Origin of the sequence: uncultured Agathobaculum sp., from assembly GCF_963927765.1 — a bacterium.
GTDB lineage: Bacteria > Bacillota > Clostridia > Oscillospirales > Butyricicoccaceae > Agathobaculum.
On record NZ_CAWVCU010000040.1, the window covers coordinates 19,720 to 32,312 of the forward strand.

The window sequence follows — 12,593 nt, forward strand, 5'->3', positions numbered from 1 at the left end:
TGTGTGATGCTCCTTTTTGAAATGGTTATGATTTTCGTTTGTAGCAGGCGTTGCCAGCCGGTTCAAGCAGTTGCTGTTCCAGCATATAGCGGGTCAGCTTTTTGGCAAAAACAGTCGCGTCTTGCACCTGCACCTGCTTGCGGGACCAGAACAGACCCGCTTTGACGTTTTGGATCTGGCGTGCCACTTCTTTTTGGGAAATGGTTGGGTGGTGCTTGAGATATTGCATCACGCGCGCAGCACTTTTGCTGAGCAGGATGTGCTCCAAATCGGCGGCCTGCGTCATGCTTTTGCGCAGTCCCCAGACATACAGAATGGCGGACGCGATGGCGAACAGAACAATGCCGATAATGATTTGTCCGGTGCTCATGATTTTACCTTATCCTTTCCAGAAAACAAGATAAAACGGTTGTTGTGCAAGATCTGCATATACTTGACCAGACGGTCATACAAAGGCTCAGCTTTTTCACCGAACTGGGCTTTCATTTTGGCTGCAAGGTCGCCGACGGTCTGTATGCCGTCGATTTCCTTCCAAAGAAAGCTGCCGTATTCATCCAGCTTGATATGGCTGACGCGCGGCGTGTGAAAAAATTTTTGCGCAATGCGCGCATAAAAACCGCGGTGGACCATATCAATCGTGACAATACCCTGCGCGTCTTCAGTCCAGCTGTTCTGCGGATTGACCACAGGGATAAAGTCCAGATAGTTTTGTTGCTTCTTTGCCATAGTATCCTCCTATAATGATCGAACAGGGCTGTATACCAGTAGGATACAGCCCTGTTCGGAAGAAAGCAAGTGTTTTTTATTTGGTCTTCTTCTGTTCTTTGGTTGCAAAGAGATACATGGTCAGCAGCAGAAGCGCAAACACAATCAGACCACCGATGCGGCCGATGCTGAACGAGCCGCTCAGATCGATGAACTCGCCGACATTGCTGCCTGCGCCCATCGGGATAACGGCCAGCATAGCCAGAATGATACCAACGATGCCTTCGCCAGCGATCAAGCCGGAAGAATACAGGATACCGGACTGGATAACCGTGTTCTTTTCCTTGTCAGAGCTATACTTGCGCTTCTCGAGGAACCAGCGCAGAATACCGCCCAGCATAATCGGAACAGAAAGATAAATGGGCAGATACAGGCCGAGGGAAACCGGCAGAACAGGGAGGCCAAGAATCTCAATGACCAGCGCAATGAAGACACCGGCAAAGACGAGGTTCCACGGCAGATTGCCGCCCATAACGCCTTCAACGATCATCTTCATCAGCGTTGCCTGCGGTGCAGGCAGTGCATCCGAACCGTAGCCGCCCCAAGCCATGGACAGCAGGTAAAGCGTACCGCCGATGGCAATGGCGGAAACCAAAACGCCGATCAGCTCACCGATCTGCTGCTTTTTCGGGGTAGCGCCAACCAGGAAGCCGGTCTTGAGGTCTTGAGAGGTATCGCCAGCGATCGCGGCAATGATACAGATGATGCCGCCGATAACAATGGCAGCCGTCATGCCTTCTGCACCGTCCGTGCCGGTGGATTTCAGCAGGATGGTGGAGATCAGAAGCGTAGCGATGGCCATGCCCGAAACCGGGTTGTTCGAGGAGCCGATCAGACCGACCATACGGGAGGATACCGTCGCAAAGAAGAAGCCGAAGACGATAACGATGAGCGCAGTGAAGAAGTTCAGCGGAATGGCCGGGATCAGCCACAGCGCCAGTGCAACGATCAGGATGCCAAGCAATACGCTGCGCATGGAAATATCCTGCTGGGTGCGCAGGGTGCTGGCCTCGCGGCCCTTGCCGTAAACCCCCATGGAATCCTTAAAGGTGCGGATAATCATGGGGAGGGATTTCAGAAGGCTGAGCACACCGCCGCAGGCAACCGCACCTGCACCGATGTAACGCAGATAGTTGCCCCACAGCGCGGAGACGCCGTTTTCAGCAACCTGCTGGCTAATGGTCATGTCGGTGACAGGGAAGAGGATGGCGTCGCCGCCGAACAGGCACATGAGCGGCATGATGACCAGCCAGCCCAGCCACCGCCGGCAAACAGATAGGAAGACACCCGTGCGCCGCAGATGTAACCAACACCAGCCAGCGCGGGCAGAACATCAATACCAATGCCGGAGCCCTTGTAGGCGGAGATGTCATAGGTGATTTCGCTCGGGAAGATTTTGAGGCCGTCGGCTACAAACTTGTAGATCGCGGCAATGCCCAGACCGGAGAAAACGGTCGACGCCTTGGAGCCGCCCTCTTCGCCGGCGATCAGCACCTCGGCACAGGCCTGTCCTTCCGGATAAGCCAGCACGCCGTGCTCCTTGACGATCAGTGCGCTGCGCAGGGGTATCATCATCAGTACGCCCAGCACGCCGCCGCACAGTGCGATCAGCCCAATCTCAACCAGAGACGGCACATCGCACAGGCCTTCCTTTGCCCACATAAACAGAGCGGGGAGGGTGAAGATTGCACCGGCTGCAACGGATTCACCCGCAGAGCCGATGGTCTGAACCATGTTGTTCTCCAGAATGGAGTCACGGCGCAGAACTTTTCGGATGATGCCCATCGAGATAACAGCAGCGGGTATAGAGGCAGACACGGTCATGCCGACTCGCAGCCCAAGATAGGCGTTCGCACCGCCAAAGACGACTGCCAGAATGGCACCCAATAGGATGGATACCACGGTAAATTCCGGCATGACTTTGTCGGCGGGAACATAAGGTTGGAATTCTTTCTTGTCCACAACATTCGATCCCTTCATTTTGTTTCTTGTCTGCATAGTAGAGCGGTAAAGCAAAAATGCAGCCGCTCAGTGCAGACAACTCATATATTTTATACAAAAAGTTGCTATACGTCAAGGGATGATGCGCTATTTTGCGATAGAAAACGGCAAAATAATAACAAATTCACGGAATTTTGTTGTAGGAATGTGTTGCTTTTTGATGAAGAAAGGGAATATGCAAACAACCGGAACAGTGCAAAGGTGTTTGCAGTGTTCCGGTTGCAGTGATTTGCCGTGATGAAATTGTTTAATTTGCCATCAAATCATCGTGACGCGATAGCAAGTGGTGTGATGATAGGTCTGCCCCGCTGCAAGTACGATGGAGGGGAAATTGGCATGATGGATGGCATCCGGCCAAGCCTGTGTTTCCAGACAGAAAGCCGACCTCGGACCATAGCAGGCACCATCCTTGCCGGGGCTGCCGTCCAGATAGTTGGCCGTGTACAGCTGCAAACCGGGCTGGGTGGTGGAGCATTCCAGACACAGACCGCCGCCGCAGACTCGTGCTGCCAGTCCCAGCGGGGAAACCGGCGTCGTGTGCAGCGTAAAGTTATGGTCGTATCCGTTGCCCAGCGTCAGCTGCGGATGTTCTATGGCCAAACCCTGCAGGAAATCCCGCGGGGTGCGCAGGTCGAATGGCGTACCCTCGACCGGCAGCAGAACACCGGTCGGCGTGCTGTCGGCGTCGGTTTCCGTGATGGCATCGGCAAAAATCTGTACCTGCTGTCCTTCCAGAGAACCATGGGCGTGTCCCAGCAGGTTGAAATAGCTGTGGTTGGTCAGATTGCACAGGGTATCGGCATCGCTCTTCGCCTGATAGTCCAGCGTGAGCGCGCCATCCTCCGTGAGGGTGTAGGTCACCTGCACTTCAAGCGTGCCGGGGAAATTTTCGTCTCCAGCCGGGCTGACATGCCGAAGAACCAAGGCGTCGTTTTCGACCTGTGCCTTCCATACCGCGCGGTCAAAGCCGCGCAAGCCGCCATGCAGGCAATTGGGGCCGTTGTTGACCGCCAGCGAGTAGTGGACACCGTTCAGGTCGAAGGCCGCGCCGCCGATACGGTTGGCCACGCGGCCGACCAATGCGCCCAGATACTTATCCTGTGCCTCATATTCGGCCAGACTGTCGTACCCCAGCACAATGTCCCGGTTACCGTCAGGAGAGGGGACGGTAAACGAACGCAGGACACCGCCATAGGTCAGTACCTGAGCAGCATAGGAACCGGCACGCAGCGTCCACTGCTCGACTGCTTGGCCGTCAGCCGTGACGCCAAAGGGTTGATGCGTAAATTCTGTCATCTTTTACACCTGCCTTAAGAAACGGAGGAAAGCTTCCTTGCCTTCCGGCGTGCGGGCATATACACCGGCATGCTCCAGCACCTTGGCAAAGACCAAGCCGGTTTCCTTATAGACCGTATCCAGTGCGTTTTCTTCGGTAAGCTCGTACTTGTCCCGGAAGCCCATGGCCCATTCCGCATGGGAAGCGGTGAGCGGGTCGGCGGTCAAATCTTCACCAGCGGCCAGCTTTTGCGCCACGGCAGCCAGCTCGGTCTTAAGACGGGCGGGCAGGACAGCCAGACCCATGACCTCGATCAGGCCGATGTTCTCTTTTTTGATGTGGTGCAGCTCCGCATGGGGGTGATATAGCCCCAAAGGATGCTCCGGCGTGGTAAGATTGTTGCGCAGCACCAGATCCAGCTCGTAATCGCTGCCGCGACGGCGGGCGATGGGGGTGATGGTGTTGTGCGGCTCGCCATCCGTTTCCGCGAGGATAACGGCGCTCTCGTCGGTATAGCCGCGCCACGAGGTCAGGATGCGGTCTGCCAGATCAATCAGGCGCTGCGGATCGGCAGCGGTGAGGCGGATAACCGACATGGGCCACCTGACGATACCCGCCTGCACATCCTCATAGCCGGGGAAGGTGAAGGGCGTCTCGATGGGCGCCTTTTCCATGGCGAAGGTATAGCGTCCGCCCTGGAAGTGGTCATGCGCCAGAATGGAGCCGCCCACGAGGGGCAGGTCGGCGTTAGAGCCGACGAAATAATGCGGGAACTGGCCGACAAAGTCCAGCAGCTTGGCAAAGCACGCCCGGTCGATCTTCATCGGAGTATGGACGGCATTGAAGCAGATGCAGTGCTCGTTGTAGTACACATAGGGGGAGTACTGCAAGAACCATGGCGAGTCGTTGATCGTGATGGGGACGATGCGGTGGTTCTGCCGAGCGGGGTGATTGACACGACCAGCATACCCCTCGTTTTCCGCGCACAGCAGGCAGCGAGGATAGGCCGAAGCGGGCATGTTGCGGGCAGCGGCGATGGCCTTGGGGTCCTTTTCCGGCTTGGACAGGTTGATGGTGATATCCAGCTCCCCGTATTCGGTCGGCGCTTTCCACTGTACATCCTTGGCGATGCGATCGCGGCGGATATAGTTGGTATCCTGACTGAAGCGGTAATACCAGTCGGTGGCCTTTTCTGGGCTTTCCTGACGCAGGGACTGGAAGGTGTCGATCACCTGCGCAGGGCGGGGCGTAAGCGCGCCCATCAGCGCAGTATCAAACAGATCGCGGTATACGATCGAGTTCTCTTCCAGAACGCCACGCGCATGCGCGTCGTCCATGAGAGCGTCCAGTACGGCAGGCAGGTCGATGTCCGCCGGCATTTCCGTTTCCGGGGGCGTGTAGCTGTCCAGCTTGAGCACGCCCAGCAGGCTGTTGACTGCCCAGATTTCTTCACAGGGCTGGATGAGGCCTTTGCGCAGCGCATAGGTCACCAGCATAGCAATGGCTTGATCGCGTTCCATGCTCAACCCTCCGTATAGCCGTGGGGATGGTTTTTGTGCCAAGCCCAAGCGGAGGCCACGATAGTGGACAGGTCGTTGTATTCGGGCTTCCAGCCCAGCACCTTGACAGCCTTCTCCGAAGAGGCAATGAGCTGCGCCGGATCGCCGGCGCGGCGGGGCGCCATCTGGGCGGGGATCGGATGACCGGTGACCTCACGGGCTACGTCGATGACTTCCTTGACCGTGAAGCCCACACCGTTGCCGAGGTTGAATACGTTGTTTTCGCCGCCGTTCATCAGGTAATCCAGCGCCAGAATATGAGCCTGTGCCAGATCGGTGACATGGATGTAGTCACGAACACAGGTGCCGTCCTTGGTGGGGTAGTCCTCACCGAACACGCTGATCTGCTCGCGCTGGCCGAGCGGCACTTGCAGGATGAGGGGGATGAGGTGGGTTTCCGGGTTGTGCGCCTCGCCGATTTGACCGGAAGCATGTGCGCCGCAGGCGTTGAAATACCGAAGAGCCACATATTTCAGCCCGTGCGCACGGGATACCCAGCTCATCATGTGCTCCATGTCCAGCTTGGTCTGACCATAGCAGTTGGTGGGGCAGGTGGGGTCGTCCTCCAGAATCGGAACGCGCTCCGGTTCGCCATAGGTGGCAGCGGTGGAGGAGAAGACGATTTTGTCAATACCGTGCGCCACCATGGATTTCAGCAGCACCATGGTGCCGTGCAGGTTGTTGTCGTAATACTTGAGCGGGTCGGACATAGATTCGCCAACCTGAGAGGAAGCGGCGAAATGGATCACGCCGTCGATCTGTTCCGCTTCAAACAGTGCGTCCAGCGCTTTCTGGTCGCGGATATCCAACTCATAGAACTTTGCCTTGGGATGAACCGCAGCACGGAAGCCGGTTTGCAGGTTGTCTGCTACCACGACCTCGCGGCCCGCGTCGATCAGTTCATATACCGTATGGGAGCCGATGTAGCCAGCTCCGCCCAGCACTAAAATTGCCATGTTACAGGTGCGCTCCTTTCACATTATCGCAGTCGTATCGTTTAAGACCAGAGTACCGTACCGCCTACCGGACGGATTCGCAGCACGTGGCAGCAGCCGTCGCCCAGCGCGCCCTCGATCTCACTACGGAACGCGGCGAGAATGTCCAGCGGGACAAATGCCTGAATGGTTCCGGCAAAGCCGCCGCCGTGTACGCGGCAAGCGCCGCGGCCCTTGAGTGCACGCTCTGCCACCGCGAGGGCAACCGCCATGGACTGCTCCTGCACCGCACCGGCAGGGGTGATGTCCTGCAGCTTTTCCCAAGAGGAATGGCCGGACTCGTTGATCAGTGCGAGGAAGGTGTCCATTTCGCCGTTGGCCAGTGCGTCTGCCTGCTTGACTACCCGTTCATTGTCGGCAAAGAAGTGAAGTGCACGGAGCACGGCACGGTCGCCTACTTCTTTGCGCAGCGCAGGCAGGTTGCGGAGCACATCGGCCTCGTCTACTTCACGCAGAACCTCTTTGCCGAAGAAAGCGGCAACGGCCTTCATCTCACGCGGGACAGCAGCATATTCATCCGTCAGGTCAGCGTGGTCTGCGCCGCAGTCGATGATGCACAGGGCATAACCAAGGCTGTCCAAATCTACCTTCAGCGCACGGACAACCGGAGCGGCAGGATCGGCAAAGTCGATCGTAACAGCGCCGCCGACCGAGGACGCGGTCTGATCCATCAGGCCGCAGGGCTTGCCGAAATACACATTCTCAGCCTTCTGACCCATCTGCGCAATCGTTACCGGATCGAGCTCATCCCGGCAGAACAGGTGGTTCTCAATGACGCCGAGCAGCACTTCGCATGCCGCGGAGGAGGACAGGCCGGAGCCGGGCAGCACGCTGGAGGTGGCATATACGTCAAAGCCTGCTACGCTGTAGCCCTTCTGGGCTGCCTGCGCCGCCATGCCGCGTACCAAAGCCGCGGTACTTTCCTTTTCGTCATCCTTGGGGTCGAGCGTGTCCAGATTGACCTCTACCATCGGCCAGCCTTCGGACTGGAAACGGATGGTATTGGTGCCGTTCGGACTGGCACAGGCCAAAAAGTCCAAATCAACTGCACCGGCCAGAACACGGCCGTGCTGATGGTCGGTATGGTTGCCGCCAATCTCAGTGCGGCCGGGGGCAGAGCACAGGGCGACAAGGGTATCGTCTCCCGCTCCAAAGCTTTGCTGGAACTGCTCCAGTACATTTGCGATCCGCTGACGGGCGGCAGCAAGATCATCGTATAACAGATGAGACAGAGCCTCGTTCAGTTCTCCGGCATCCAGTGCGCGGCGCACATCGCCCAATTTTTGCATGGTTGCATTCACTCCTTCTTGCTCCGGTGGACCGGAGCGCTGTTATCAAACATAGTTACAATTTTGATTCGTGTAAATGGAAAGCCGCTGCAAGCAGGCGGGGCCTTTATAAGTGCCTTGCAGCGGCTTTTCGCTTTTAACAAATGGGTTGCTTACTTCTTCTGTACATACTTCAGGCAGTCCAGCATAACGGCTACCAGAATGATGATACCGGAGAATACGAACTGCAGGTTGGTGTCAATACCCAGTGTGGTGAGCGAGTAGGTCAGGGCGGTGAAAATAAATACGCCCACGACAACGCCGGAGATCTTGCCGATACCGCCGGTGAAAGAGATGCCGCCTACTACGCAGGCCGCGATGGCGTCCATTTCCCAGCCTTGGCCGTATGCTGCAGAGCCGGAACCTACCATACGGATGCATTCCAGCCAAGCACCGAAGCCATACAGGATACCAGCCATCACGAACGCGCCGACGGTGACCCAGAATACCGAGATACCGGATACAGCAGCGGATTCCGGGTTGCCGCCAACCGCATAAAGGTTCTTACCGAAGGTGGTCTTGTTCCAGATGAACCACACGATGACGACCGCGGCAACTGCCCACAGGATGATGGTGGGGAAGTTGTTGATGCGCGGGATAATCATGTTGGGGATGTTCGGGTCGATCGCACCGAAGGAAACACCCTTGGTGGAATAGGTGACCAGACCGAAGATGACCAGCATGTTTGCCATGGTGGAAATGAAAGGATGCATTTTAAACTTCGCCGTGAAGAAGCCGGCGATCGTGGTGAACACGGTGCAAAGTACGACACAAACGACCAGCGCCAGCAGTACGCGGGCAATCGTCGGCAGGCTGGTGAAGTCAAAGATATGACCGAACACAGAGCCGGTGTTGATGCCCTGATGCATGACGATGGTTGCCGCCGTCATGCCCATACCAACCATACGGCCGATGGACAGGTCGGTGCCGGCGAGCAGGATCAGGCCCGCAACACCCAACGCCAAGAACATTCTGGGCGAAGCCTGCTGGAGGATGTTCAGCACATTGTTTACCGTCAGCAGCTGCACGTTCTTCACCAGCGGCGTGATGATACACAGGGCGATGAAGATGATGATAATGGCGATGTACAGACCGTTTTTCAGCAGGAAGTCGCGGCGGTTGAACGTGTACTTGTAGTTCTCCCAGCGCTGCGCCATCGATTCACCAAAGGAGAATTTGGACATGCGCAGCATGTCGATGAGATGGTACTTGTGCTCAAAGGCGGCATGCTGGCGATCCTTTACCTGCTGCAGGTTCTGCGCCCGCTGCATCTTGGCATCGAAAAGACGGTTTTTATGAACGTACTTTTCGTCCTTGATTTCGTGCGCGTCGCTGAGCTTGGAAATCGTGCTCTGATGCTCCTGATTCAGCTTGGCAACCGTCGCGCGGTATTTCTCCTCCGCAAGCACCTTTTCGTCTCGGCAGCTTGCGATAACCGCCTGATAGTAGTCGGTATTGAAGTGTGCCTTTAAGTAGTTTTCTGCGTCGCTGATCAGCTTGGCGATCGCGTCCTTGTTCCGGTTCTCGACCGCTTTAGCCTTCTCCAGTTCCGACTGAAGTTCCCGGATGCGGGCTTCCTTCTCCTGAGCGGTATAGATTTTATCCCGCTTCAGGCTGTCGATCGCGCTCTGGATTTCGATCACCTTGTCGGTGCCGTCCTCGCGCAGATCGTTGATCTGATCCTGAATTTTGCCGACATATTCGTCGATAGGCTGGCGAAGCTTCGCTTCCTGCTCAGCTGTAAGAATTTTTGTACTTGTTGATGCCATAAGCGATTTCTCCTACTACAGGTATTTTGCGCTAAGCCGCAAAAGCTCTTCCTGATCGGTCTCTTTGGTGTTGACAATGCCGGAGAGATGTCCGTTGGACATGACACCGATGCGGTTGGTGATACCGAGGATCTCGGGCATTTCAGAAGAGACAACGATGATGGTCTTGCCGCGCTTGGCCATATTGATAATCAACTCATAAATCTCATATTTGGCGCCCACGTCAATGCCGCGCGTGGGTTCGTCCATCATGAAGATTTGGGGTTCGCGTTCCAGCCATTTGCCGAAAATAACCTTTTGCTGGTTGCCGCCGGACAGGCTGGAGATCATATCATCCGGTCCCATGCACTTGGTGTGCATGATCTTGATTTCTTTGTTGGTGGCTTTGATCATCTGAGAATCAGACAAGGCAATACCGCTCTTGTACTGATTCAGATTTGCAATGGTTGTGTTGAAAGTCAAGTCGCATTTGAGGAACAAGCCGTTGGCCTTGCGTTCCTCGGTGATCAAGGCAAAGCCATGCTCGATCGCCTCGCGGGCGCTGTTGAAGTTCATCAGACGGTTTTTGAAGTAAACACGTCCCGCCGCACGCGTGCGCACGCCAAAAATGGTTTCCAGCAGTTCGGTACGTCCGGCGCCGACCAAGCCATACAGACCAAAGATCTCACCTTCCTTCACATCAAAAGAGATGTCCTGGAGATGAGGCGCATACTTGGTGGAAAGGTGCTGTACGGACAAAATGGTATCGCCCGGCGTGTTGTCTACCGGCGGGAAGCGGCTCTCCAGAGAGCGGCCTACCATGGCGGAGATCAGTTCGTTCATATTGGTCTCCTGCGAGGGCTTGGTCATGACCAGATTACCGTCGCGGAGCACAGAGATCTCATCGCAGATCTCAAAGATTTCATCCATTTTATGCGAGATGTAGATCAGAGCAATGCCCTGTTCCTTGAGCATCCGCATCATTTCAAAGAGCTTATCTACCTCCTGCACGGTAAGGGAGGAGGTGGGTTCGTCCAGAACAATAACCTGAGAGTTGTAGGAAATTGCCTTTGCAATTTCGCACATCTGTCGTTGCGAAACGGACATGTTGCGCATGGGCTGGGTGAGGTTTACCGTCATGCCCAGCTTGCGGAACAGTTCCGAAGCCTTCTTTTTCATCCTGCCTTCGTCGACCATGCCCACGGAATTGGTGGGGTACCGGCCCAGGAACAGGTTGTCGATCACGTTGCGTTCCAGGCACTGGTTGAGTTCCTGGTGCACCATGGCAATTCCGTTTTCCAGAGCATCCTTCGGGCCGGAGAAGCTGATCTCTTTGCCGTTCAAAAAGATTTTGCCTTCGTCCTTCTGATAGGTACCGAACAGGCACTTCATCATCGTGGACTTGCCGGCGCCGTTTTCGCCCATCAGCCCCATGACCGTTCCGCGCTTGACATCCAGATTGATGTGATCGAGCACTCGGTTACGGCCAAAGGATTTGCTCATGCCGCGGATTGACAGGACAACATCATTTTTTGCATCTGCCATTCTCGTTACTCCCGTTTATGCAATATTGCCAGATTGGACAGATCCGAGTGATCCGCCCGTTTTCCTTGGAAAAAACAGGATTGGAGAGAAGGCCTTCTTCCGTATGGAGAATCGCTTCCCCTAAGACGGAGAATTCCTTCTCCCCAATCACATTGGCTTGTTACTTATTATTTGGCTTGAAAAGGGTCCGAGCCCGAATCACTGGCTCAGCAGAGCAGTGTAGGAAGCAGCGTTGTCGGTCTTAACCATGTTGATGGCAAAGGCGTCATATGCGCTCGGGTTGCTCAGACGGTTGGTGATGTTAGCCTCGGTCTGGCCGTCGCCGCCGATGTACTCGACCTTCAGGTTGAGCAGATCGTCGTAGTTCTGCAGCAGCGGCTGATAAGTAGCGCTCAGGAAGTTATCAGCAGCGTTGTAGATGTTCAGCCATACGCTCTTTTCCGGATGAGCGGATGCATCCAGCTGATTGCTGACAGGCTCATAAACCTTGGTGGAGTCGGTGAACTCAGTGTAGTTGTCAGCGGTAACTGCTACGTTCAGAGCGTAGTAGGAGCGAGCCGCTTCGTCGTAGTAGTAAACGTCGTCGCTCAGCACGTTGCCAGCGTCGTCTTCCGTGCCGATACCGGTGTCGATGTCAACGCCGTCGAGTGCGTTGCGCAGTACGCGCAGGGTCAGGTAAGCCTGAACGTCAGCGTGCTGGCTGATGGTGCCGCCGTAACCTTCCGCAATAGCGGCAACCGCGTCGGCGTTTGCATCATAGCCGAAAGTGGGAACCTTGTTTTCCTTGGACCAGGAGTTGAACATGGACATGCCCATGCCGTCGTTGTTGGAAGCGATCACGTCGATCTGGTCACCGAAGGAAGAAGCCCAAGTGCCTATGGCGTTACCGGCGGTAGCGGCATCCCAAGTGGCGCCGGCGGAGTTCTTCATTTCCTGAGAGGCCAGCTCACGGATGGTGTAGGTTTTGCCGTTCACTTCCAGAGTGCCGTCTTTTACAGCGGTAGCTTTGCCGTCAGCGTTGGTGCCAACAGGCTCGCTGTTGATGGAACCATTTGTTTCCACAGCAGTGCCCAAAGCGTTACGTACGCCGCAGGTACGGGCGATGGAGTCGTTATGGCCGATGTCGCCGATAGCCAGAACGTAACCGATAATGCCGTCACCGTTGCGGTCGATGGTGTCTGCGTTAGCCTTGATGTAGTCCAGAATCATAGTGCCCTGAAGCTCAGCACCCTGGTTTGCATCGAAGCCCACATAATAGGTGTTGTCGTTAAAGCTCAGTGCGCTCATGTCCAACTCGCCGGTAGAGCTGTTGGAGGGCTGACGGTTGAACCAAACCAAAGGCTTATCCTTGTTGGCTACATTGGTAGTGTCGCTGG

General features: G+C 55.8%; 9 protein-coding genes and 1 pseudogene. All 10 read right to left on the reverse strand.

Going from position 1 to position 12,593, the window contains the following annotated elements; genetic code table 11:
* Window positions 1-25: 25 nt before the first annotated feature.
* Window positions 26-370, reverse strand: a complete 345-nt coding sequence (locus ABGT74_RS03270) for a hypothetical protein (protein WP_346704442.1) — start codon at window positions 368-370, stop codon at window positions 26-28.
* Window positions 367-726 (reverse strand): PqqD family protein, encoded by a 360-nt coding sequence (locus tag ABGT74_RS03275; protein WP_346704443.1) that lies wholly within the window; start codon window positions 724-726, stop codon window positions 367-369. Before ABGT74_RS03275 ends, ABGT74_RS03270 begins: the two co-directional genes overlap by 4 nt.
* Window positions 727-802: 76 nt before the next feature.
* Window positions 803-2,745: pseudogene (locus ABGT74_RS03280) on the reverse strand (oligopeptide transporter, OPT family).
* 279 nt (window positions 2,746-3,024) lie between these two features.
* Window positions 3,025-4,062 carry an aldose epimerase family protein gene (locus tag ABGT74_RS03285; RefSeq protein WP_346704444.1) on the reverse strand — a complete coding sequence of 346 codons (1,038 nt, stop codon included), beginning with the start codon at window positions 4,060-4,062 and terminating at the stop codon, window positions 3,025-3,027.
* 3 nt (window positions 4,063-4,065) lie between these two features.
* Window positions 4,066-5,562 (reverse strand): UDP-glucose--hexose-1-phosphate uridylyltransferase, encoded by a 1,497-nt coding sequence (galT, locus tag ABGT74_RS03290; RefSeq protein ID WP_346704445.1) that lies wholly within the window; start codon window positions 5,560-5,562, stop codon window positions 4,066-4,068.
* A gap of 2 nt (window positions 5,563-5,564) precedes the next feature.
* The gene (gene galE / locus ABGT74_RS03295; RefSeq protein WP_346704446.1) at window positions 5,565-6,557 is read right to left on the reverse strand and encodes a UDP-glucose 4-epimerase GalE; all 993 of its coding nucleotides are present in this window, start codon (window positions 6,555-6,557) and stop codon (window positions 5,565-5,567) included.
* A gap of 41 nt (window positions 6,558-6,598) precedes the next feature.
* Complete coding sequence (locus ABGT74_RS03300; protein ID WP_346704447.1) at window positions 6,599-7,885, reverse strand: galactokinase family protein; 1,287 nt, start codon at window positions 7,883-7,885, stop codon at window positions 6,599-6,601.
* 152 nt (window positions 7,886-8,037) lie between these two features.
* Window positions 8,038-9,693 (reverse strand): galactoside ABC transporter permease, encoded by a 1,656-nt coding sequence (locus ABGT74_RS03305; protein WP_346704448.1) that lies wholly within the window; start codon window positions 9,691-9,693, stop codon window positions 8,038-8,040.
* 15 nt (window positions 9,694-9,708) lie between these two features.
* Entirely contained in the window at window positions 9,709-11,217 is a 1,509-nt protein-coding gene (locus ABGT74_RS03310) for a sugar ABC transporter ATP-binding protein (protein WP_297282694.1), read from the reverse strand.
* Window positions 11,218-11,415: 198 nt separating this feature from the next.
* Window positions 11,416-12,593: substrate-binding domain-containing protein (locus ABGT74_RS03315; RefSeq protein WP_346704449.1), on the reverse strand; the 1,178-nt coding region annotated here is incomplete at its 5' end.

Excerpts from the sequence above, each read along its gene's own strand:
- ABGT74_RS03285 (WP_346704444.1), bottom strand. The coding sequence starts at position 4,062 with ATGACAGAATTTACGCATCAACCCTTTGGCGTCACGGCTGACGGCCAA.
- ABGT74_RS03305 (WP_346704448.1), bottom strand. The coding sequence starts at position 9,693 with ATGGCATCAACAAGTACAAAAATTCTTACAGCTGAGCAGGAAGCGAAG.
- ABGT74_RS03310 (WP_297282694.1), bottom strand. The coding sequence starts at position 11,217 with ATGGCAGATGCAAAAAATGATGTTGTCCTGTCAATCCGCGGCATGAGC.
- galE (WP_346704446.1), bottom strand. The coding sequence starts at position 6,557 with ATGGCAATTTTAGTGCTGGGCGGAGCTGGCTACATCGGCTCCCATACG.
- ABGT74_RS03300 (WP_346704447.1), bottom strand. The coding sequence starts at position 7,885 with ATGCAAAAATTGGGCGATGTGCGCCGCGCACTGGATGCCGGAGAACTG.
- galT (WP_346704445.1), bottom strand. The coding sequence starts at position 5,562 with ATGGAACGCGATCAAGCCATTGCTATGCTGGTGACCTATGCGCTGCGC.
- ABGT74_RS03270 (WP_346704442.1), bottom strand. The coding sequence starts at position 370 with ATGAGCACCGGACAAATCATTATCGGCATTGTTCTGTTCGCCATCGCG.
- ABGT74_RS03275 (WP_346704443.1), bottom strand. The coding sequence starts at position 726 with ATGGCAAAGAAGCAACAAAACTATCTGGACTTTATCCCTGTGGTCAAT.